The sequence below is a fragment of the Salipiger sp. H15 genome (assembly GCF_040409955.1).
Lineage (GTDB): Bacteria > Pseudomonadota > Alphaproteobacteria > Rhodobacterales > Rhodobacteraceae > Salipiger.
In genome coordinates, this window is record NZ_CP123384.1 from 596,653 (window position 1) to 617,378 (window position 20,726).

At 69.3% G+C, this 20,726-nt stretch carries 20 protein-coding genes; 15 read left to right on the forward strand and 5 right to left on the reverse strand.

Annotated features, from left to right (window positions below; translation table 11 throughout):
- The first annotated feature begins 81 nt into the window (after window positions 1–81).
- From PVT71_RS02880 to glmM, 4 genes are all read left to right on the forward strand, one after another.
- Window positions 82–723, forward strand: a complete 642-nt coding sequence (locus tag PVT71_RS02880) for a cell wall hydrolase (protein WP_353472990.1) — start codon at window positions 82–84, stop codon at window positions 721–723.
- A gap of 95 nt (window positions 724–818) precedes the next feature.
- Window positions 819–1,748, forward strand: coding sequence for a dihydroneopterin aldolase (locus PVT71_RS02885; protein WP_353472991.1), 930 nt, complete (start codon window positions 819–821; stop codon window positions 1,746–1,748).
- A gap of 52 nt (window positions 1,749–1,800) precedes the next feature.
- Entirely contained in the window at window positions 1,801–2,805 is a 1,005-nt protein-coding gene (folP, locus tag PVT71_RS02890; RefSeq protein ID WP_353472992.1) for a dihydropteroate synthase, read from the forward strand.
- A complete protein-coding gene (gene glmM / locus PVT71_RS02895) occupies window positions 2,802–4,148 on the forward strand; it encodes a phosphoglucosamine mutase (RefSeq protein WP_353472993.1) in 1,347 nt (448 codons plus the stop codon). The genes folP and glmM overlap by 4 nt, the downstream gene beginning before the upstream one ends.
- Before the next feature lie 116 nt (window positions 4,149–4,264).
- On the opposite strand, the gene PVT71_RS02900 is transcribed toward glmM, so the two are convergent.
- From PVT71_RS02900 to PVT71_RS02910, 3 genes are read right to left on the reverse strand one after another with little or no spacing between them, the layout of a single operon-like run.
- Window positions 4,265–5,590 (reverse strand): MATE family efflux transporter, encoded by a 1,326-nt coding sequence (locus PVT71_RS02900; protein ID WP_353472994.1) that lies wholly within the window; start codon window positions 5,588–5,590, stop codon window positions 4,265–4,267.
- Window positions 5,591–5,641: 51 nt separating this feature from the next.
- Window positions 5,642–6,151, reverse strand: coding sequence for a PaaI family thioesterase (locus PVT71_RS02905; protein ID WP_353472995.1), 510 nt, complete (start codon window positions 6,149–6,151; stop codon window positions 5,642–5,644).
- Entirely contained in the window at window positions 6,148–6,612 is a 465-nt protein-coding gene (locus tag PVT71_RS02910) for a PaaI family thioesterase (protein ID WP_353472996.1), read from the reverse strand. The genes PVT71_RS02905 and PVT71_RS02910 overlap by 4 nt, the downstream gene beginning before the upstream one ends.
- A 115-nt stretch (window positions 6,613–6,727) precedes the next feature.
- On the opposite strand from PVT71_RS02910, the gene PVT71_RS02915 reads away from it, so the two are divergent.
- The 8 genes from PVT71_RS02915 to PVT71_RS02950 all read left to right on the forward strand — a co-directional run bounded on the left by PVT71_RS02915 (window position 6,728) and on the right by PVT71_RS02950 (window position 14,836).
- Window positions 6,728–7,099, forward strand: coding sequence for a MerR family DNA-binding transcriptional regulator (locus PVT71_RS02915; protein ID WP_353472997.1), 372 nt, complete (start codon window positions 6,728–6,730; stop codon window positions 7,097–7,099).
- Between the two features lie 259 nt (window positions 7,100–7,358).
- The gene (locus PVT71_RS02920; RefSeq protein WP_353472998.1) at window positions 7,359–7,754 is read left to right on the forward strand and encodes a MerR family DNA-binding transcriptional regulator; all 396 of its coding nucleotides are present in this window, start codon (window positions 7,359–7,361) and stop codon (window positions 7,752–7,754) included.
- Window positions 7,755–7,826: 72 nt separating this feature from the next.
- Window positions 7,827–9,581 (forward strand): acyl-CoA dehydrogenase, encoded by a 1,755-nt coding sequence (locus PVT71_RS02925; RefSeq protein ID WP_353473829.1) that lies wholly within the window; start codon window positions 7,827–7,829, stop codon window positions 9,579–9,581.
- Window positions 9,582–9,617: 36 nt separating this feature from the next.
- Window positions 9,618–9,830 carry a hypothetical protein gene (locus PVT71_RS02930; RefSeq protein WP_353472999.1) on the forward strand — a complete coding sequence of 71 codons (213 nt, stop codon included), beginning with the start codon at window positions 9,618–9,620 and terminating at the stop codon, window positions 9,828–9,830.
- 445 nt (window positions 9,831–10,275) lie between these two features.
- Window positions 10,276–10,914, forward strand: coding sequence for a glutathione S-transferase (locus PVT71_RS02935; protein WP_353473000.1), 639 nt, complete (start codon window positions 10,276–10,278; stop codon window positions 10,912–10,914).
- A 51-nt stretch (window positions 10,915–10,965) separates the two neighbouring features.
- The gene (locus PVT71_RS02940; protein ID WP_353473001.1) at window positions 10,966–12,177 is read left to right on the forward strand and encodes an acetyl-CoA C-acetyltransferase; all 1,212 of its coding nucleotides are present in this window, start codon (window positions 10,966–10,968) and stop codon (window positions 12,175–12,177) included.
- Window positions 12,177–12,656: a cupin domain-containing protein gene (locus PVT71_RS02945; protein ID WP_353473002.1), complete on the forward strand. Its 480-nt coding sequence runs from the start codon at window positions 12,177–12,179 to the stop codon at window positions 12,654–12,656. Before PVT71_RS02940 ends, PVT71_RS02945 begins: the two co-directional genes overlap by 1 nt.
- Complete coding sequence (locus PVT71_RS02950; protein ID WP_353473003.1) at window positions 12,653–14,836, forward strand: 3-hydroxyacyl-CoA dehydrogenase NAD-binding domain-containing protein; 2,184 nt, start codon at window positions 12,653–12,655, stop codon at window positions 14,834–14,836. Before PVT71_RS02945 ends, PVT71_RS02950 begins: the two co-directional genes overlap by 4 nt.
- On the opposite strand, the gene PVT71_RS02955 is transcribed toward PVT71_RS02950, so the two are convergent.
- Together PVT71_RS02955 and ccrA are read right to left on the reverse strand one after the other, a co-directional pair.
- Window positions 14,833–15,738, reverse strand: a complete 906-nt coding sequence (locus PVT71_RS02955) for an alpha/beta fold hydrolase (protein WP_353473004.1) — start codon at window positions 15,736–15,738, stop codon at window positions 14,833–14,835. The genes PVT71_RS02950 and PVT71_RS02955 overlap by 4 nt on opposite strands.
- A 162-nt stretch (window positions 15,739–15,900) precedes the next feature.
- Window positions 15,901–17,181 carry a crotonyl-CoA carboxylase/reductase gene (gene ccrA, locus PVT71_RS02960; protein WP_353473005.1) on the reverse strand — a complete coding sequence of 427 codons (1,281 nt, stop codon included), beginning with the start codon at window positions 17,179–17,181 and terminating at the stop codon, window positions 15,901–15,903.
- Window positions 17,182–17,507: 326 nt separating this feature from the next.
- Between ccrA and PVT71_RS02965 the strand changes: the two genes are divergently transcribed.
- The 3 genes from PVT71_RS02965 (at window position 17,508) to deoD (ending at window position 20,662) form a co-directional block, all read left to right on the forward strand.
- Window positions 17,508–19,484 carry a protein meaA gene (locus PVT71_RS02965; protein ID WP_353473006.1) on the forward strand — a complete coding sequence of 659 codons (1,977 nt, stop codon included), beginning with the start codon at window positions 17,508–17,510 and terminating at the stop codon, window positions 19,482–19,484.
- A 162-nt stretch (window positions 19,485–19,646) separates the two neighbouring features.
- Window positions 19,647–19,958 (forward strand): H-NS histone family protein, encoded by a 312-nt coding sequence (locus PVT71_RS02970; protein WP_353473007.1) that lies wholly within the window; start codon window positions 19,647–19,649, stop codon window positions 19,956–19,958.
- Window positions 19,958–20,662: a purine-nucleoside phosphorylase gene (deoD, locus tag PVT71_RS02975; protein WP_353473008.1), complete on the forward strand. Its 705-nt coding sequence runs from the start codon at window positions 19,958–19,960 to the stop codon at window positions 20,660–20,662. The genes PVT71_RS02970 and deoD overlap by 1 nt, the downstream gene beginning before the upstream one ends.
- Window positions 20,663–20,726 lie beyond the last annotated feature (64 nt).

The window sequence follows — 20,726 nt, forward strand, 5'->3', positions numbered from 1 at the left end:
AGACGAAAAGGCGACATTTTTGTAAATCGCCTGAGATTTCGGCAACTGAAGAGCTGCCCCCCCGAGCCGTGAGAGCCCTTAATGTTTCGTGCCACCGCGATCGTCGCAGCCGCCATCTTTGCGGCGCTTCCCGTCCGCGCTGACATCCAGCATGACAGCATCCGCCACCTCGTCAAACTTGAACAGAGCGCGCTTCGTTCCGCCAATTCCTCGCACCTGCGCCGGATGGTGACCCCGGTCGCCGCGGGTGCCGCGAAGACCCCGCATTATGACCGCGCCTGGCTTGCCGCCCAGCCCAAGGCCACCGGCGGGCCGCAGTGGCAGTGCCTCGCCGAGGCGCTCTACTTCGAGGCCAGGGGCGAGACGCTGCAGGGTCAGTTCGCCGTCGCCGAGGTCATCATGAACCGCGTCGACAGTCCGCGCTTCCCGGACTCGGTCTGCGGCGTGATCAACCAGGGCACCGGGCGGCTCAACGCCTGCCAGTTCTCCTACACCTGCGACGGCCGCCCCGAGAAGGTGAGCGAAGCCGCCGCCTGGGAGCGCGTCGCCAAGGTCGCCAAGGCGGTGATCTCGGGCGCGCCGCGCGCACTGACCGCGGGGGCCACCTACTACCACACCCGCGGCGTGCAGCCGAGCTGGGCCCGCAAGTTCACCAAGACGGCCACCATCGGCGCGCATTACTTCTACCGCGGCGGCTCCTACCGCATCAGCACCAGCAACTGAGCGCCGCTTTTCTGCCCCGGCACGCCGTTGCCGGGGTCGCCCCTGCGGCAGGCCCCTGCTAGAGAGGCGGCACTTTCCCATCCGGAGCCGCTGCCATGGCCGACGAAATCCGCCTCGCCTTCGCCCATCCCGACGAACGCGCCATCGCCACCGCCGGCGACACGCCCCGCGACCGCATCTCGCTGCGCGACCACGTGGTCGAGGTCGAGATCGGCGCCTTCCAGGCCGAGCGCGGGTCGCGCCAGCGCGTGCGCTTCAACGTCGTGGTCGAGGTGGCGCCCGGCAAGGGCGCGCTCGAGGATGACGTCGACCTGATCCTTTCGTACGACAAGGTGACCGAGGCCATCGCCGCCGAGCTGGCGGCCGAGCGGCTGAACCTGCTCGAGACCCTGGCCGAGCGCATCGCCGAGCGCATCCTGCTCGAGCCGCAGGCGCTGCGGGTCTTCGTGCGGATCGAGAAGCTCGACCGCGGCCCCGGTGCGCTGGGGGTCGAGATCGTCCGCGCCCGTGACGGCGAGCCGGTGGGCTCGGCGCAGGACGCCGCCCGCGCCCGGCCGCATCCGCGCGTGCTCTACCTGTCGAACGCCGCCATCGCCGATGCCGCGCTGCCGGGCTGGCTCGACCAGGCCGAGGCCATGGGTGCGCCGGTGATCCTCTGCGTCGGCCTGCCCGAGGGCGTTCGCCCGCAGGCCAGCCACCCGCTGGCGCAGCGCCGCATCGACCTGCTGGCGATCGAACAGAACGCCTGGACGCTGGCGGCGCGCGATCCCCGCGCCAAGGTGGTCGCCACCCGTACCGAGCTCGACTGGGCGATGAAGAACGGCCAGAGCTGCATCTGGGCGCCCTCGAAGATCGTGCTCGACACGCCCGCCGGGCACCACACCCATCCCGAGGACCCGGCCGAGCTGGCCGGATGGTTCGCCGGGCTCATGGAGGCTTGCGAGCTGGTGATGATCGGCGAAGAGCCGCCCGCCGGTGTGACGGTCCCCTCGCGGGCTGTAACAGTCGGAAATACCTCGCTCTGACCCGGTAGCCGCCCGGCTTGCCAAGCGGGCATTCATCGGGCACAGACGCTCAATGACCGCCCGTTACCGCCCCCTCGTCCAGACCGGCCACGCCCGGCCCGACGGCGCCCTGCCCCTTGCCGGGGGTCCGCGCTGGTTCACCCATTGCGCCCGGCACGCCCGCGGCGACGCGGTGCGCGTGGTTGCCGCCGCCGAGGTGCCGCAGGACGTGCTGGCCCGGCTCACCGCCCCGCGCGAGCCGGTGGCGGGCCTTTCCATGGACGGCACGCGGATCATGGGCATCCTCAACGTGACGCCCGACAGCTTCTCCGACGGCGGCACCGACGCCTCGACGGAGGACTCCATCGCCCGCGCCCGGCAGATGCTGGCGGACGGGGCCGAGATCCTCGACATCGGCGGCGAGAGCACCCGCCCCGGCGCCCCCGAGGTACCGACCGAGGAGGAGATCGCCCGCGTCGTGCCCGTCACCGCGGCGCTGAAGGGCGTGCCGATCTCGGTCGACACCCGCAAGGCCGCCGTTGCCCGCGCCGCCGCCGAGGCCGGGGCGACGCTGATCAACGACGTCTCGGGCCTCGTCTTCGATCCCGAGATGACCGAGTTCTGCGCCTCCGCGCGCCTGCCCGTCTGCGTCATGCACATGCGCGGCACGCCCGAGACCATGGCGGCCGAGACCGATTACGAGGACGTGCTGCTCGACGTCTACGACTTCCTCGAGCGCCAGGTCCACGCGCTGGAGCACGCCGGGCTGCCGCGCGGCAAGATCGTCGTCGACCCCGGCATCGGCTTTGCCAAGACGCTCGAGCAGAACCTCGCGCTGCTGAACGGGCTCTCGCTCTTCCACGGGCTCGGCTGCGCGATCCTGCTCGGTGTCTCGCGCAAGGGCTTCATCGGCAGGATCTCGGGCGAGACCGAGGCGGCCAGACGTTTCCCCGGCTCCATCGCCGTCGCCCTTGCGGGCGTCGCGCAGGGGGCCCAGATCATCCGCGTTCACGACGTTGCCGAAACCCGCCAGGCCCTGGCGCTCTGGCAGGCCGTCGCAGAAGGAGGCACTCAATGACCCGCAAGCTGTTCGGCACCGACGGGGTGCGCGGCACCGCCAACATGTACCCGATGACCGCCGAGATGGCGCTGGCAATCGGCGCCGCCGCCGGGCGCTACTTCCGCCGCGAGGCGGGCGGCACGCACCGGGTGGTGATCGGCAAGGACACCCGGCTCTCGGGCTACATGTTCGAGACCGCGCTGACCGCGGGCCTGACCTCGACCGGCATGAACGTGCTGCTGCTCGGCCCGGTGCCGACCCCGGCGGTGGGCCTGCTGACGCCGTCGATGCGCGCCGATGTCGGGATCATGATCTCGGCCTCGCACAATCCGGCGCATGACAACGGCATCAAGTTCTTCGGCCCGGACGGGTTCAAGCTCTCGGACGAGGCCGAGGCCGAGATCGAGGCGCTGGTCGAGGCCGGCGTCGAGCCGGCGCAGGCGGGCAACATCGGACGCGCGAAGCGCATCGACGACGGCCGCTTCCGCTACCAGGAGCGGGTGAAGTCGAGCTTCCCGCACGGCATGCGGCTCGACGGCATGAAGGTGGTGATCGACTGCGCCAACGGCGCCGCCTACCGCGCCGCGCCCGAGGTGCTCTGGGAACTCGGCGCCGAGGTGATCCCGGTGGGCACCCAGCCGAACGGGCTCAACATCAACGACCAGTGCGGCTCGACCCGGCCGCAGACCGCCGCCGAGACGGTGGTGGCGCATGGCGCCGACGTCGGCATCTGCCTCGACGGCGACGCCGACCGGGTGATCCTGATCGACGAGACCGGCACCGTGGCCGACGGCGACCAGATCATGGCGCTGATGGCCGGCCGCTGGGCCGAGGAGGACCGGCTGAAGGGCGGCACGCTGGTGGCGACGGTGATGTCGAACCTCGGGTTGGAGCGCTTCCTTGGCGCCCGCGGCCTGACGCTGGCGCGCACCAAGGTGGGTGACCGCTACGTGGTCGAGAAGATGCGCGCCGAGGGATTCAACCTCGGCGGCGAGCAGTCGGGCCACATCGTGATGACCGATTACGCCACCACCGGCGACGGGCTGATGGCCGGCCTGCAGTTCCTCGCCGAGATGGTGCGCACGGGCCAGCCCGCGAGCCGCCTCGCCCACAACTTCGAGCCGGTGCCGCAGCTGCTGAAGAACGTGCGCTTCGGCGCCGGGCAGACGCCGCTCGAGGCGGCCAGCGTGCAGGGCGCCATCGCCGAGGCCGAGGCGCAGCTTTCCGGCCGCGGCCGGCTGCTGATCCGCAAGTCGGGCACCGAGCCGCTGATCCGCGTCATGGCCGAATGCGAGGACGAGGGGCTGCTCGCCCGGGTGGTCGACGGCATCGTCGCCGAGGTCCAGGCCGCGGCCCGCTGACCCCGGCGCCACGCCCGGCCCCGCCGCCGGGCCGGCGTATTTGGAAAGAGAAGAAGCCGGGGGCGCGCGCCGACCCCGGCTTTTCCTTTGGCCCGAGTGTCGTTCGGAGGCCCGGGCTAGGTGCCGGCCGCCACGGCGCGCTCGAGCGCCGGGTAGCGCAGCGCAAGCGTCAGCCCGCGCGCGAGGAACGAGACCTGGAAGGCCAGCCAGAGCCCGTGGTTGCCGAGCAGCGGCAGCGCCAGCAGCAGCGTCACGGCGTAGATCACCCCCGACAGCGCCATCATGTTGCGCATGTCCGAGGAGCGGGTCGCGCCGATGAAGATGCCGTCGAGCATGAAGGTCAGCACCTGAAGCAGCGGCGCGACGGCGATCCAGGGCAGGAAATGGATGGCGGCGGCGCGCACCTCGGGATCGGTGGCGATCATCCGCACCAGCGCCGGCCCGGCGATCCAGAACAGCAGCGACATCGCCGCCGCGATCACCGCGCACCAGAGCGCCGCGAGCCGCGAGCCGCGGCGCAGCTGCGCCAGGTTGCGCGCGCCCACGGCCTGGCCGACCAGCGCCTCGGCGGCGAAGGCGAAGCCGTCCATGGCATGGGCGGTGATCATCATGAACTGCATCAGCACCTGGTTCGCCGCCAGGGTCACGTCGCCGAAGCGCCCTCCGAGCAGCATGAACGAGACGATGATCCCCTGCAGGAACAGCGAGCGGATCAGGATGTCGCCGTTCAGCGCCGCCATGCGCCGCAGCCGCGCCGGATCGAAGACCCGCGCGCGGTTGCGCCAGCCGGCGCCGAGCAGCCCGTCGCGGCAGAGCCAGATGCCGAGCGCCAGCCCCGACCATTCGGCGACGAAGGTGGCGAGCGCCACCCCCTCGACCCCCATGTGTGCCCAGAGCACCAGCGCCACGTCGAGCACCACGTTGACGAGGTTCATGCCGAGCTGCAGCACCAGCACCGCGCGGGTGCGCTCCTGCGCGATCAGCCAGCCGGTGAGCCCGTAGATCGCCACCGCCGCGGGCGCCGACCAGATGCGGATCTGCATGTAGCTCTGCGCCATGTGCTCGACCTCTTCCGAGGCCGGCGAGGCGGCAAAGGCGATGCGGAAGATCAGCGCCTGCGCCGCGATCAGCAGCACGCCCCCGGCAAGGCCGACGAGCAGCGCCCGCGCCAGCAGTGCCGAGACCTCGCAGGCGTCCTTCTCGCCGAGGGCCTGGGCCGTCAGCCCGGTCGTGCCCATGCGCAGGAAGCCGAAGATCCAGTAGACCGCCGAGATCACCACCGCGCCGATGCCCACGGCGGCGATCGGCTCGGGCATCGGGATCTGCCCCACCACCGCGGTGTCGACCGCACCGAGGATCGGCACGGTCGCGTTCGACAGGAGCACCGGCAGGGCAATCTTCAGCACGCGGGCATGGGTGAGGGGGAGAGGCTGGGAGGACATCGTCTCGGCGGCAGGGAGCGGGAAGGGAAAGGCGGCGGCGCGACGTCGGGCTCAGCCGTCGTCCCAGGGCATGAGGAAATGCCCCACCGCCTGCACGATCGGGCGGTCGCGGTTGTCCTGCCAGGCCTCGGCATGGACCGAGGCGTAGCGCCGCCCCGAGCGGGTGACGCGGGCACGCGCATAGGCGTCGCGCGGCAGGCCGGGGCGCAGGTAGTCGATGGTGAAGTCGATGGTCTTGGGCAGGCGCGGCAGGCGCCCCTGCTCCAGCGCCTCGAGGTCGAGGCGGCCGGATTCCACTTCGTCCCAGAGGCTGAACCAGCTCAGCGTGATGATCGAGGTCACCTCGAGGAAGGCCGCGGTCACCCCGCCGTGCAGCGCCGGCAGGTCCGGGTTGCCGATCAGCTTCTCGTCGTAGTTGAGCACGCCGGTCAGCTCGTCGCCGCGGCGGTCGAAGGTGATGCCGAGGAAATTCACGTAGGGCACCCCGCCGGCGAGCGCGCGGAGCGCGAGGTCGCGGCGCTGCTTCACCACCTGCACGGGTTCGGGCTTGCGCGGGCTCATGCCTCTGCCTCCGCCGCGCCGGCGCGCAGCTGCGGCACGGTGAAGGTGCCGGTGGCCATGGCGACGGGGCGGCTCTCGTCCTCGTCGAGCGCGACGGCGCGCACGAAGGCGACCGAGCGCGTGACGTGGTGACACTCGGCCCGGGCGGTGATCCCCTGCCCCGGCGTCGCGGCGCGCAGGTAGTCGATGCGCAGGCTGATCGTGGCGGTGTGCCCCTCGACCAACGGATGCGCCATGACCGAGGCGCCGCCGCAGGTGTCCATCAGGGTAGAGACCGCGCCGCCGTGGATCACCCCGGTCTCGGGATCGCCCACCAGCTGCCCGGAGAAGGGCATGCGGATCTCGGCCCGGCCGTCTCCGAAGCTGACGATCTCGAGGCCGAGGGCGCGCGCCTGCGGCAGGCGCAGGATCAGGTCATCCGAAAGCGCCGGGTCGAGCCCCGGTCCCGGGTCCGTGGACATGCCGATATCCTTTCTGTCTTGCGCCTTTATGCGGCGGGAGACCGCGCACATCAAGCGCGCTCGCCATTGCCCTCGCCGCAGTGCCGCATTACCTTCCCAAGGGTCAGGAGGGCCCATGGGCGAGACACGTCTCAGCTTCAAGGAAATGTGCGGAAGGTTCGACGTCACCCCGCGCACCTTGCGTTATTACGAGTACATCGAGCTGCTCAGCCCCGAGCGCGAGGGCCGATCGCGCTGGTACGGCCCGCGCGAGGTGGCGCGGATGACGCTGATCCTGCGCGGCCGGAAGTTCGGCTTCCAGCTCGAGGAGATCCGGCAATGGCTGCAGATGTACGAGAGCGACGGCACCGAGGCGCAGATGCGCACCTGGGTCGAGATGGCCGACAGGCAGCTCCTGCAGCTCGCCGAGCAGCGCGCGCAACTCGAATCGGCCATCGAGGAACTCAAAGCGCTTCGGGACCTGACCCAGAAACAGCTTGGCGAATGAGCCGAATCACGGGCTTCAAACGGCTTGAAACGCTTTGGTTGGTACCCGGCGGCATACATTCCGGCCCTGGAATGGCAGCATGGCCATGCAACCAGAGAAAGAAAATTCTCCGGCCCATCGCCTGACGCTTCCGGATGTTACGTAATTCAGGAAATGACGTTGCGTCCCAGTCTCAAAAGGATAGGGGGCAGTTGTAGGATTCGCTCCAAAGGCGCAGGTCACCCGTCATCTTGACGCGAAGTGAGGTAGAAGACCTGACATGAGTGACGACCAGTTGATGACGATCCGCGAAATGTGCGACCTCTTCGAGGTGACGCCGCGGACTCTGCGTTTTTACGAGCAGAAGGAACTGCTCTTCCCCATCCGTGAAGGGCAGAAGCGCCTCTTCACCCGGCGCGACCGGGCCCGGCTGAAACTGATCCTGCGCGGCAAGCGCTTCGGCTTCAGCCTTGAAGAGATCCGCCAGCTCCTCGAGCTCTATGACAAGGGCGACCAGCAGCGCACGCAGATCGCGCGCAGCTACGAGATCGGCCAGGAACGTCTTGCCGACATGATCCGCCAGCGTGATGATCTGACCATGGCGATCGAGGAACTGAAAGAGCAGCTTGATTGGGGCCAACAGATGCTCGGCGAGCTGGAGCGCAAGGCCGGCTGATCCGGTAGCGGACCACGGCAGGCCTTGGCGGACGGGAGAGGAGGCCCAATGCCAGGCGCAACACACGGCGCAATGCCGCATTATACCGCCCCGGTCGCGGATCTGCTGTTCGTCCTCTGCGACGTGCTGCGGATCGACCGGGGCGTTTCCGATTCCACGGACCGCGACACCTGCGCCGCGATCCTCACCGAGGTGGCGCGGCTCGCCGAAACGCGGCTCGCCCCCCTCAACCGCCGCGGCGACCTCGAGGGCTGCCGCCTCGAGAACGGCGTGGTGCGCACCCCCGCCGGTTTCCCCGAGGCCTTCGCCGAGGTCTGCGCCGGCGGCTGGTACGGGCTCGACTGCGCGCCCGAGCACGGCGGGCAGGGCCTGCCGCACATGCTGCACAGCGCGGTGGGAGAGATCCTCTCGGGCGCCAACATGGCCTTCCACATCCATGCCGGGCTGACCCACGGCGCCTACAGCGCCATCGCCGCCCATGGCAGCGCCGCGCAGCAGGCGCTCTACCTGCCGAAGCTCGCCAACTGCCGCTGGACCGGCACGATGAACCTGACCGAGCCGCAATGCGGCACGGACCTCGGGCTCATCCGCACCCGCGCCGAGCCTGTGCCCGGCAGCGACGGGCGCTACAAGCTCCACGGCACGAAGATCTTCATCTCCGCCGGTGACCACGACCTTGCGGAGAACATCGTGCACCTCGTGCTGGCGCGGCTGCCGGACGCGCCCGAGGGGGTGAAGGGCCTGTCGCTCTTCCTTGCGCCGAAGTTTCTGCCCGCCGCCGACGGCAGCCCCGGCGCGCGCAATGCCGTCACCGCCACGAGGATCGAGCGCAAGATGGGGCTGCACGGCAACGCCACCTGCGAGATGGTCTACGACGGCGCCGAGGCCGAGCTGCTGGGCGGGCCGAACCAGGGGCTCGCCGCCATGTTCACCATGATGAACGAGGAGCGGATCAGCGTCGGGCTGCAGGGCTACGCCCAGGCCGAGCGCGCGCTGCAGGGGGCGCTGACCCATGCCCGCGAGCGCCGGCAGGGCCGCGCCGTCACCGGCGCCGCGCAGCCCGGGGCCGAGGCCGATCCCATCCTCGTCCACCCGGACGTGCGGCGCATGCTGCTCGACCAGCAGGGCTTCACCGAGGGCGCGCGGGCGTTGACGCTCTGGGGCGCGCAGCTGGTCGATCTGGCCCGCGCCGGCGATGCCGGGGCCGCCGCGCGCCTGTCGCTGGTCACGCCGGTGATCAAGGGCTTCCTCACCGACAAGGGCATCGAGAGCTGCCTTGCCGCGCAGCAGGTGCTGGGCGGGGCGGGCTACATCGAGGAGATGGGCCTGTCGCAGATCCTGCGCGACGCGCGGGTGACGGCGATCTACGAGGGCACCAACGGCGTGCAGGCGCTCGATCTCGTGGCGCGCAAGCTCGGCGCGGACGGCGGCGCGGCGCTCCTCGCGCTGCTGGGCGAGATCGGCGGGTTCGCCGCCGCGCCAGCGCCGGAGGAGATCGCGCGCGACTTCCTCGCCCCGCTGCGCGGCGCACTCGGGCACCTGCAGGCCGCGGCCTTCCGCCTCCAGTCGTATGGCGCAAGCGACCCCGAGGCGGCGCTCTCGGGCGCGAGCGACTTCCTGCAGCTCTTCGGCCATGTCTGCCTCGGCTACATGTGGGCGCGCATGGCGCGCGCCGCCGATGCCCTGCCCGGACCCGCGCGCCGCGCCAAGCTCGACGCCGGGCGCCACTACATGTCCCGGCAGCTGCCCGCCACGGCGCTGCATCTGGCGCGGATCGAGGCGGGGGCCGTCGCCGTTTTGCCGCTGGACGCCGGGGCCGCGGAATGAAACCCTGAGCCAGCACCGCCCGGAAAGGATCCGCCCATGCCCAAGCGCTTCCGCCTCACCCGCCGCCTGTCGCTGGCGATGACCGAGGACGGCTATCGCGGGCTGCGCCGCTTCTCGGCGGCGGCGGGTCTCGACGAGGGCGAGGCGCTCTCCTTCCTCTTCGAGAATTTCGACAGCGTGACGGACACGGAGCTGCTGGGCCACCGGCTGCGCCTGTTCAACGCCGAACTCGAGGCGCGCAAGCGGTGAGCGGCGCGCGGCATCTCCGCCGCGCCGCCCGCGGCGCGGGAAGGACCGGGGGTTTCACACCCCCGGACCCCCGTGGGATATTTGCGACATGCGGAAGCAGCGGACGCGCACATCGTGTCGCTTGTCAGGTTGCTGCAGGTCATGCGGTCGCCGGTCCTGGCGCCGCCGTCCGTCACGGCCTTTCCCTGCATCGCGACTGCCCTCGGTCCACCCCGCCGCCGCGCCCGGCCCGGTTTCGGCGGGCAGGCGCGGCGGCGGGGCTTCCACATGTGCGGTCATCGGCTTCCCAGCCTGTACCGCGCGCCCAGCCTGCCTCAGGCCTGGTTAAGGCCGGGTTAGCGGCGCCGCGCCCTGCTTCCACATGTTCCAAATATCCCGCGGGGGTGCGGGGGCGCGAAGCCCCCGCGGCGACCTCTGCCACGCAACACAGGGAAAGACCTCTCGCATGACCATCAAGCTCTACTGCTTCGGCGAATCTGGAAATGCCTACAAGGCGGCGCTGCCGCTGGAGTTCTCGGGACTCGACTGGGAGCCGGTGAAGGTGGACTTCTTCAACGGTGCCACGCGCACGCCCGAATACCGCTCGGAGGTCAACGAGATGGGCGAGGTGCCGGTGCTGGTCGACGGCGAGGTCACCCTCACCCAGTCCGGGGTCATCCAGCACTACATCACCGAGAAGACCGGCAAGTTCGGCGGCACCACCCCCGAGGAGGCGCGCGAGGTGCTGCGCTGGCAGTTCTGGGACAACCACAAGCTCAGCAGCCAGGCGGGCATGACCCGCTTCCTGATGAACTTCCTGCCGCCCGAGAAGCGCCCGGCCGAGGTGATCACCTTCACCCAGGGCCGGCTCAAGGCGGCCTACGAGGTGCTGAACCGCCATCTCGACGGGCGCGACTGGATCGTCGGCGACGGCGCGACCCATGCGGATTTCTGCTGCTGCGGCTATCTCTTCTACCCCGAGCCCTTCGGCTTCGAGCGCGAGGGCTGGGCGAACATCGACCGCTGGCTCGGCAATATCGAGGCGCTGCCGGGCTGGAAGCGCCCCTATGACCTGATGCCCGGATCGCCCGCCGACAGGGCCTGATCCGGGGCCCGCACGACGACGCATATCCCGCCCGCCATGGAAGGAGGAGCCATGACCGAGGCCTTTATCTACGACGCGATCCGCACCCCGCGCGGGCGGGGGCGGCCCGATGGCGCGCTGCACGAGGTGACCGCCCTGCGGCTCTCGGCGCTGGTGCTCGACGGGCTGCAGGGCCGCAACGGGCTCGACGGGCCGGTGCTGGAAGACGTGATCTGGGGCAATGCCACGCAGGTCGGCGAACAGGGCGGCTGCCTCGCGCGCTCGGCGGTGCTGGCCTCGGGCCTCGACGAGACGGTGCCCGGCCTCTCGATCAACCGCTTCTGCGCCTCGGGGCTCGAGGCGGTGATGCTGGCCGCCGCGCAGGTCGCGGGCGGGCTCGGGCAGGGCTACATCGCCGGCGGGGTCGAGATGATGAGCCGCGTGCCCATGGGCTCGGACGGGGCGGCGATCGCGGCCGACCCGTCGCTCGCCATGGCCCGGCATTTCGTGCCGCAGGGGATCGCCGCCGACCTCATCGCCACGAAATACGGTATCCCGCGCGAGGCCGCCGACGCCTACGCGGTCGAAAGCCAGCGCCGTGCCGCCCAAGCCTGGGAGGAAGGGCGCTTCGACGCCTCCATCCTGCCGGTCACCGACATCAACGGGCTGACGATCCTCGATCGCGACGAGGCGCTGCGCCCCGGCACGGACATGGCGGCGCTGGCGGCGCTGAAACCCTCGTTCCGCGAGATCGGCGAGCAGATGCCCGGTTTCGACGCGGTGGCGCTGATGCGCTACCCCGAGCTCGAGCGGATCGAACACATTCACCACGCCGGCAACAGCTCGGCCATCGTCGACGCGGCGGCGGGGGTGCTCGTTGGCTCGAAGGGCTTCGGCGAGGCATTGGGGCTGGCGCCCCGCGCCCGCATCCGCGCCATGGCGCGGATCGGCAGCGAGCCGACGATCATGCTGACCGGCCCGGTGCCGGTGACCGAGCGGGTGCTGGCGCAGGCCGGCATGGCGATCGGCGACATCGACCTCTTCGAGGTGAACGAGGCCTTTTCGGCGGTGGTGCTGCGCTTCCTGCAGGCCTTCGATGTCGATCCGGGCAAGGTCAACGTGAACGGCGGCGCCATCGCCATGGGCCACCCGCTCGGCGCGACCGGGGCCATGCTGCTCGGCACGCTGCTCGATGAGCTCGAACGCAGCGGAAAGTCCACCGGCCTCGTCACGCTCTGCGTCGCCTCGGGCATGGGCGTGGCCACCATCATCGAGAGGGTATGATGCCGAAACTCGATCCCCAACCCGTCACCACCCACCGCTCGAGCCGTCACCGCGTGCTCGGCGACGGCCCCGGCCCCTACGGCTGCCAGCTGCTTTCCGACCCCGGCGGGCTCAGCCAGTTCGGCGCCTTCATCGAGGAGTTGCCGCCCGGCTCCGCCTCGGGCTGGCGGCACTGGCACGAACGCGAGGACGAGATGGTCTACGTGCTGAGCGGCACCCTCGTTCTGGTCGAGGACGAGGAGCTGCCGATGGGTCCCGGCGACTGCGCCTGCTGGCCCGCCGGTCACGCGGTCGGCCACCGGCTCGAGAACCGCTCGGACGCGCCGGCGCGCTACATGGTGATCGGCACGCGCAGCGGCGCCGATGTCATCCATTACAGCGACCATGACCTCGTGACCGAGACCCATGGCGCGGCGCGGGTCTACCGCCGCCGCGACGGGTCGGAGATCGAGCGGCACGACGGGAGGGAGGAGACATGAGCGATTTCTCTGCCAGCACCGGGGACGGCGTCTGCACGATCAGCTGGGACACGCCGGGCAAGTCGATGAACGTCATGAGCCTCGAGGCGCTGGCCGAGCTCGACGCGCTGGTCGGCGCGGCGCTCCAGGATGCGGCGGTAAAGGGCATCGTGATCACCTCCGCCAAGCCCGGCAGCTTTGCCGGGGGCATGGACCTCAACACCCTCGCCGCGCTGCGCGAGAGCGCCGGGGACGATCCGGCGCAGGGCATCTTCGACGGGATCATGGGGCTGCACGCGGTGCTGCGCCGGATCGAGCGCGCCGGGATGGACGCGCAGGACAAGGGCGGCAAGCCCATCGCCTGCGCCCTGCCCGGCACCGCGCTCGGCATCGGCTTCGAGCTGGCGCTGGCCTGCCACCGCATCTTCGCCGCGCCCGAGCCGAAGGCCAAGATCGGCCTGCCCGAGATCAAGGTCGGGCTCTTTCCCGGCGCGGGCGGCACGACGCGACTGGTGCGCAAGCTCGGGGCCATGGGCGCCGCGCCCTACCTTCTCGAGGGCACGCTGCTGTCTCCCGACAAGGCGCAGAAGGCCGGGCTGATCGACGAGGTCGCCGGGGACCCGCTCGCCGCCGCCCGCGACTGGGTGCTGCGCGCCGCGCCCGAGGATCTGGTGAAGCCCTGGGACCGCAAGGGCTACAGGCTGCCCGGCGGCGGCCCCTACCACCCGGCGGGCTTCATGACCTTCGTCGGCGCCTCGGCCATGGTGAACGGCAAGACCAAGGGGGTCTACCCGGCGGCCAGGGCACTGCTGTCGGCGGTCTACGAGGGCGCGCAGGTGCCCTTCGACACGGCGCTGAGGATCGAGGCGCGCTGGTTCACCCATGTCATGCTCGACCCCTCCTCCTCGGCGATGATCCGCACGCTCTTCGTCAGCAAGGAGGCGCTGGAGAAGGGCGCCCGCCGCCCGGCGGAGGTGCCGCCGCAGAGCGTCAGGAAGCTGGGCGTGCTCGGCGCCGGGATGATGGGCGCGGGCATCGCGCTGGTCGCGGCGCAGGCGGGGATCGGGGTGGTGCTGCTCGACCGCACGCAAGAGGCGGCCGACAAGGGCCGCGCCCATGCCGAGGCCTACCTCGACGACGGGGTCAAACGCGGCAAGACCAGCCCCGAGCAGCGGCAGGCGGTGCTGGACCGGCTGACCGCCACCGCCGATTTCGACGCGCTTGCCGGCTGCGACATGATCATCGAGGCGGTGTTCGAGGACCCGGAGGTCAAGGCCGAGGTCACCCGCACCGCGCTGCGCCACGTGCCCGAAAGCTGCATCTTCGCCACCAACACCTCGAGCCTGCCGATCAACAAGCTCTCCGAGGCCTCGCTGATGCCCGAGAACTTCGTCGGGCTGCATTTCTTCTCGCCGGTCGAGAAGATGATGCTGGTCGAGGTGATCAAGGGCGCCCGCACCGGGCCGCGCGCCGTGGCCAAGGCGCTCGACTTCGCGCGGATGATCCGCAAGACCCCGATCGTGGTGAACGACGCGCGCTTCTTCTACGCCAACCGCTGCATCATCCCCTATCTCAACGAGGGCATCCGCATGCTGCGCGAGGGCGTCGCCCCGGCGCTGATCGAGAATGCCGCGAAGCTCGCCGGAATGCCGCTCGGGCCGCTGCAGCTGGTCGACGAGACCTCGATCGAGCTCGGGGTGAAGATCGCGCAGGCCACCAAGGCGGCGATGGGCGAGAGCTACCGCGACGCCGACGTCGACGAGGTGCTGGGCCGGATGGTCGAACTCGGCCGGCTCGGGCGCAAGGCGGGCGCCGGCTTCTACGCCTACGAGGACGGCAAGCGGCTCGGGCTCTGGGAGGGGCTGGCCGCGGAATGGCCTGTCGCCGCCGAGCAGCCGGACCTCATGGAGCTGCAGCACCGCCTGCTCTTCGTGCAGAGCCTCGAGGCGGTGCGCGCGCTGGAACGGCACGTGCTGTCGGACATCCGCGAGGGCGACGTGGGCGCGGTGCTGGGCTGGGGCTTTGCGCCCTGGTCGGGCGGGCCGTTCTCGTGGCTCGACATGCTGGGCGCGCCCTATGCCGCCGCGCGCGCTGCCGAGCTGGCCGAGCGCCACGGCCGCCGCTTCGCCTGCCCCGAGACGCTGGCCGAGATGGCGCGGAAAGGCCAGAGCTTCTACGGCAGCCGCGCAGCGGGGACCTAGGTCAGGACGCTCGGCGGCAGGTGGGTCCTGAGGAAGCCCACCTGCGCCGCCGCCGCCTCCTCGAAGAGCGGGCCGTCGGTCCAGAGCAGGCCGAAATGGCCGCCGTCGATCTCGTGGAAGGATTTGCGCCCCGGGATGCGGGCGTAGACCGCGCGCTGCACCTCGGGGTCGCAGCCCGGCATCTCGTCGCCGCGCCCGACCATCACCAGCACCGGCATGACCAGCCGCGGCGCGGTGATCCAGGGGGTGAAGGGCACCGGCGTCGCCGGGATCACCCGCGTCACCCGGTTCTGCCAGAGCGTGCCGAAGCGCCCGCCGTATTCGATGAACCAGCGGAAGGCCTGGATCGGGGTCAGCAGCGAGGGCGTTCCGGCCTGGTCGAAGGAGACCACCGGCAGCGGGCCCGTCGTCTCGCCCGGCCCGCCCGAGACATCGCCGCCCGCGAAGGTCTCGCGCAGCAGCTCGAACGCGCCCTCGGGCATCTCCCCCGGCAGGCTGGCGCCACAGGCGGGGATCTGCGCGACGATGGCGCCGATCTCCTCGATCAGCGCCCCCGCCACCAGCACCACCATCGCGGAGTAGCTGTCACCCCAGAGCGCGATGCGCCCGGCCCCGCCGCCGCGCCGCAGGTAGGCGACGGCGTCGCGGTAGCCGCGGCCCTGGGTCCACGGGTTGATCTCCTGCCGCGGCTCGCCGCCGCTCGCGCCGAAGCCGCGGTGGTCATAGGCCAGCACATCGTAGCCCGCGGCAAAGAAGGCCTCGGCATAGGCATCCATCGCCATGGGCACCGTCGCCGAGGTGCCATGCGCCATGACGAGGGTGACCCCCGCCCCGTCCGCATGGGCATAGTGCCGCCCGCGCAGGATAGCCCCTTCCGAGGGAAACTCGACCAGTTCGAACATGTGAGGCTCCTCCCGCGACCGGCCCAGCATAGCACGGCCCGCCCGGGAAGCGTCACGCGAAGGGCAGCGCGCGCGCCCGGCCCTTCTTCTCTTTGAAAATACGCCGGGGGTGAATTGGCCGAAGGCCAAGAGGGGGCAGCGCCCCCTCCCGCTTTTCCGGCTTCAGCCCGTCAGCGCGTCCTCGAAGGTGCGCAGCCCGGTGCGCGGGGCCTGCACCAGCACCGCCATGTTGCCGGGCTTGTGCTGGTTGCGCAGCATCTTCACATGCGCCGCGGGGATCTCGTCCCAGCTGAACACCTCGGACATGCAGGGATCGAGCCGCCGCTCGATCATCAGCTTGTTCGCCGCCGAGGCCTGCTTGAGATGGGCGAAGTGCGAGCCCTGCAGGCGCTTCTGGTGCATCCACATGTAGCGCACGTCGAAGGTGCAGTTGAAGCCGGAGGTGCCGGCGCAGATCACCACCATGCCGCCCTTTTTGCAGACCAGCGCCGAGACCGGGAAGGTCGCCTCGCCCGGGTGCTCGAAGACCATGTCGACGCTGACGCCCTTGCCGGTGATGTCCCAGATCGCCTTGCCGAACTTGCGCGCCTCCTTGAGCCAGTCGTTGTACTCGGGCGTGTTGACCTTGGGCAGCTGGCCCCAGCACTTGAACTCGTTGCGGTTGATGACGCCCTTGGCGCCCATCGACATGACGAACTCGCGCTTGCTCTCGTCCGAGATCACCCCGATGGCATTGGCGCCCGCGGTGTTGATCAGCTGGATCGCGTAGGAGCCGAGCCCGCCCGAGGCGCCCCAGACCAGCACGTTCTGCCCCGGCTTCAGCTCGTGCGGCTCGTGGCCGAAGAGCATCCGGTAGGCGGTGGCCAGCGTCAGCGTGTAGCAGGCGCTTTCCTCCCAGGTGAGGTGCTTCGGCCGCGGCATCAGCTGCTGCGCCTGCACGCGGGTGAACTGGGCGAAGCTGCCGTCCGGCGTCTCGTAGCCCCAGATCCGCTGCGAGGGCGAGAACATCGGATCGCCGCCGTTGCACTCCTCGTCGTCGCCGTCATCCTGGTTGCAGTGGATGACCACCTCGTCACCGACCTTCCAGCGGGTGACCTTGTCGCCCACCTTCCAGACGATGCCCGAGGCGTCCGAGCCCGCGATGTGATAGGGCGCGCCATGGCCGTCGAAGGGGCTGATCGGCACGCCGAGCCCGGCCCAGACGCCGTTGTAGTTGACCCCGGCCGCCATCACCAGGACCAGCACTTCCGAGCTGTCGATCTCCCAGGTGTCGACAACCTCCTTCTGGAAGGACTTGTCCGGCTCGCCGTGACGCTCGCGGCGGATCGCCCAGGCGTACATCTGCTTCGGCACGTGGCCGAGGGGCGGCATCTCGCCGATCTCGTAGAGGTCCTTCATCGGCGCGTCGTAGGGCGCGATCTCGGTCTTGCTGTCCAGCGCCATCATGGCCTCCTTCCTCACTCCTGCATGGCCCGCGCCGCAGTGCAGAATCGCGGGGCTCCTCCCCATCGGGATACAATCGGCTGCGCAATATTGCAACTCAAATGGATTACCATGAGAAACTTTATAACCTCGCGGATGCAGAAACTTTCAGCGCCTCCGATGCCAAACGCATGTATGCTGGGCTCTGGACGATCCGCGTCGCGCTGCGCTGCGGCTGCGGGCGTCCGCCGCGCCGCGGCGAATTGACGAGACATTTTATTTCTCTTATCCACTGCGAACCGCAAGATGATTGCTCGCAAGATTCGCGCCGTCCGAGGGAGGATGACATGAAAGACAGCACCAGCCCGCGCCAGCCCGACCGTCCCTGGCTGATCCGCACCTATGCCGGACACTCGACCGCCAGCGCCTCGAACGCGCTCTACCGGGCGAACCTCGCCAAGGGGCAGACCGGCCTGTCGGTGGCCTTCGACCTGCCCACGCAGACCGGCTACGACAGCGATCACGTGCTGGCGCGCGGCGAGGTCGGCAAGGTGGGCGTGCCGGTCTGCCATCTCGGCGACATGCGCGCGCTCTTCGCGCAGATCCCGCTCGAGCAGATGAACACCTCGATGACGATCAACGCGACCGCGCCCTGGCTGCTGGCGCTCTATATCGCGGTGGCCGAGGAGCAGGGGGCCGACATCGCGCAGCTGCAGGGCACGGTGCAGAACGACCTGATCAAGGAATACCTCAGCCGCGGCACCTATATCTGCCCGCCGAAACCGTCATTGAAGATGATCGGCGACGTGGCCGAATATTGCTACACCCATGTTCCCAAGTGGAACCCGATGAATGTCTGCTCCTACCATTTGCAGGAAGCGGGCGCGACGCCCGAGCAGGAACTGGCCTTTGCCCTCGCCACCGCCTGCGCGGTGCTCGACGAATTGAAGCCGCGGGTGGCGCCCGAAGATTTCCCGGCACTCACCGGACGCATCAGCTTTTTCGTCAATGCCGGCATCCGATTTGTGACCGAGATGTGCAAGATGCGCGCCTTTGTCGATCTCTGGGACGAAATCCTGCAGGAGCGCTACGGCGTGGCGGAGTCGAAATACCGCCGGTTCCGCTATGGGGTGCAGGTCAACAGCCTCGGCCTGACCGAGCAGCAGCCGGAAAACAATGTCTACCGAATCCTGATCGAGATGCTGGCAGTCACGCTCTCGAAGAAAGCCCGCGCCCGCGCGGTGCAATTGCCCGCCTGGAACGAGGCGCTTGGCCTGCCCCGCCCCTGGGATCAGCAATGGTCGATGCGGATGCAGCAGATTCTCGCCTACGAGACCGACCTGCTGGAATTCGACGACCTCTTCGACGGCAATCCCGCGGTCGACCGCAAGGTCGAGGCGCTGAAAGAGGGCGCCCGCGCCGAGCTTGCCAATATCGACTCCATGGGCGGCGCGATTGGCGCGATCGACTACATGAAATCACGGCTCGTCGATGCCAATGCCGACCGGCTCGGCCGAATTGAGCGCAACGAGACCACCGTCGTCGGCGTCAACCGCTGGGTCGAGGGGGAAGTCTCGCCGCTTGTCGGCGCGGACGGCGGCATCATGGTCGTGGATCCGGCGGTCGAGGAAAACCAGATCGCGACCCTGAGGGAATGGCGCGCCGGCCGCGACGCAAATGCCGTCGCGCAGGCACTCGCAGACCTTCGCCGCGCCGCCGAAGCCGGCGAAAATGTCATGCCCGCCTCGATCACCTGCGCGCGCGCCGGGGTCACCACCGGCGAATGGGCCGGGGAAATGCGCGCGGTTCACGGCGAATACCGCGGCCCCACGGGCGTTGCCAAGGCCGTCTCGAACCGCACCGAGGGGCTCGACGACATCCGCGCCGCCGTCGATGCGGTCAGCGACCGGCTCGGGCGCCGCCTGCGCTTTCTCGTCGGCAAGCCGGGGCTCGACGGGCATTCCAACGGCGCCGAGCAGATTGCCTTCCGCGCCCGAGATTGCGGAATGGACATAGACTACGAGGGAATTCGCCTGACGCCGGAACAGATCGTCGCCCAGGCGGGCAAGGGCGCGCATGTGCTGGGGCTTTCCATTCTCTCCGGAAGTCACATCCCGCTCATCGAGGATATAATGCAGAGGTTGCGCGCCGAGGGGCTGACGCATATCCCGGTGGTCGTCGGAGGCATCATCCCCGAAGAGGATGCCGCCCGGCTCAAGGCGCTTGGCGTGGCCCGGATCTACACGCCGAAGAATTTCGAGCTGAACGGCATTATGAAAGACATCATTAACCTTGTAGATCCGGAATGTGTCGCCGCTCAATAACGCGGCGCGCACCGAACTCGGGCTGCAAAAAGAATCGGCTGTTCACCGCTCACGTGAGCAGCCGGCAGACATTGCTCGCAAAAAGTCCATTTGACACAAAGCCATATCTTGAAGAATGACTCCGGATGCCGAATTTTTAAGGCACAGAAAACGGAGACGATCGTGAATATTGATCTTGATACCCTGTCCAAGGACGAGCTGAAGCAGCTGAAGTCCGACGTTGAGAAAGCTCTGGTGACAATAGACGCCCGCCGCAAGGCAGAAGCAAAGCGTGCCGCCGAGCAAGTCGCCAAGGAATTCGGCTACTCTCTCGAAGACATCATCGCAGCCGGGGGCACCAAGGGCTCCAAGGGTGCGCCCAAATACGCAAATCCGGCCGATCCGGCACAAACCTGGACCGGCCGTGGCCGCAAACCCAACTGGGTGATCGAAGCCCTCGACGAAGGGAAGTCGCTCGAAGATCTCGCACTCTGATGACGGTCCATATCGGAGCAAAGCCCGGCGACATCGCCGAAACGGTTCTGATGCCCGGAGATCCGCTGCGCGCGGAATGGGTTGCGGAAACGTTTCTGGAAGACGCGGTCTGCGTCAACCGGGTGCGTGGCATGTACGGATTCACCGGGACCTGGAAAGGTCACCGGGTCACTGTGCATGGCTCCGGCATGGGGATGCCTAGCCTGTCCATCTACGCCAACGAACTGATCCGGGACTACGGGGCGAAGACCCTGATCCGCATCGGCTCCTGCGGCGCGATGCAGGAAAGCGTGTCGGTGCGCGATGTCATCCTCGCGATGACCGCGAGCACCCTGTCGACACCGTCTCGCGGCATCTTCCGCGAGCTGAACTTTGCGCCCTGTGCCGACTTCGGCCTGTTGCGCGCCGCATCAGATGCCGCAGAACGCATCGGTGCGAAGACCCATGTGGGCGGCATCTACTCGGCCGACGTGTTCTACGACGAGCGCCCCGATCTCAACGAGATCATGGTCCGTCACGGGATCCTCGGCGTCGAGATGGAAGCCGCCGAGCTCTACAACCTCGCCGCACGCCATGGAGTGCGGGCGCTGGCGGTGCTCACCGTTTCCGACCATCTCATCACGCATGAGGCGCTGCCTGCCGAAGACCGGCAGAGCTCCTTCGCCGAGATGGTCGAGATCGCGCTCGAAGCCGCGTTCTCCTGAGATACGGGCAGGGCAGAAGCCCTGCCCGACATTTCCCCCCTCCCCGCTCCTTGGCAGAGCCGGC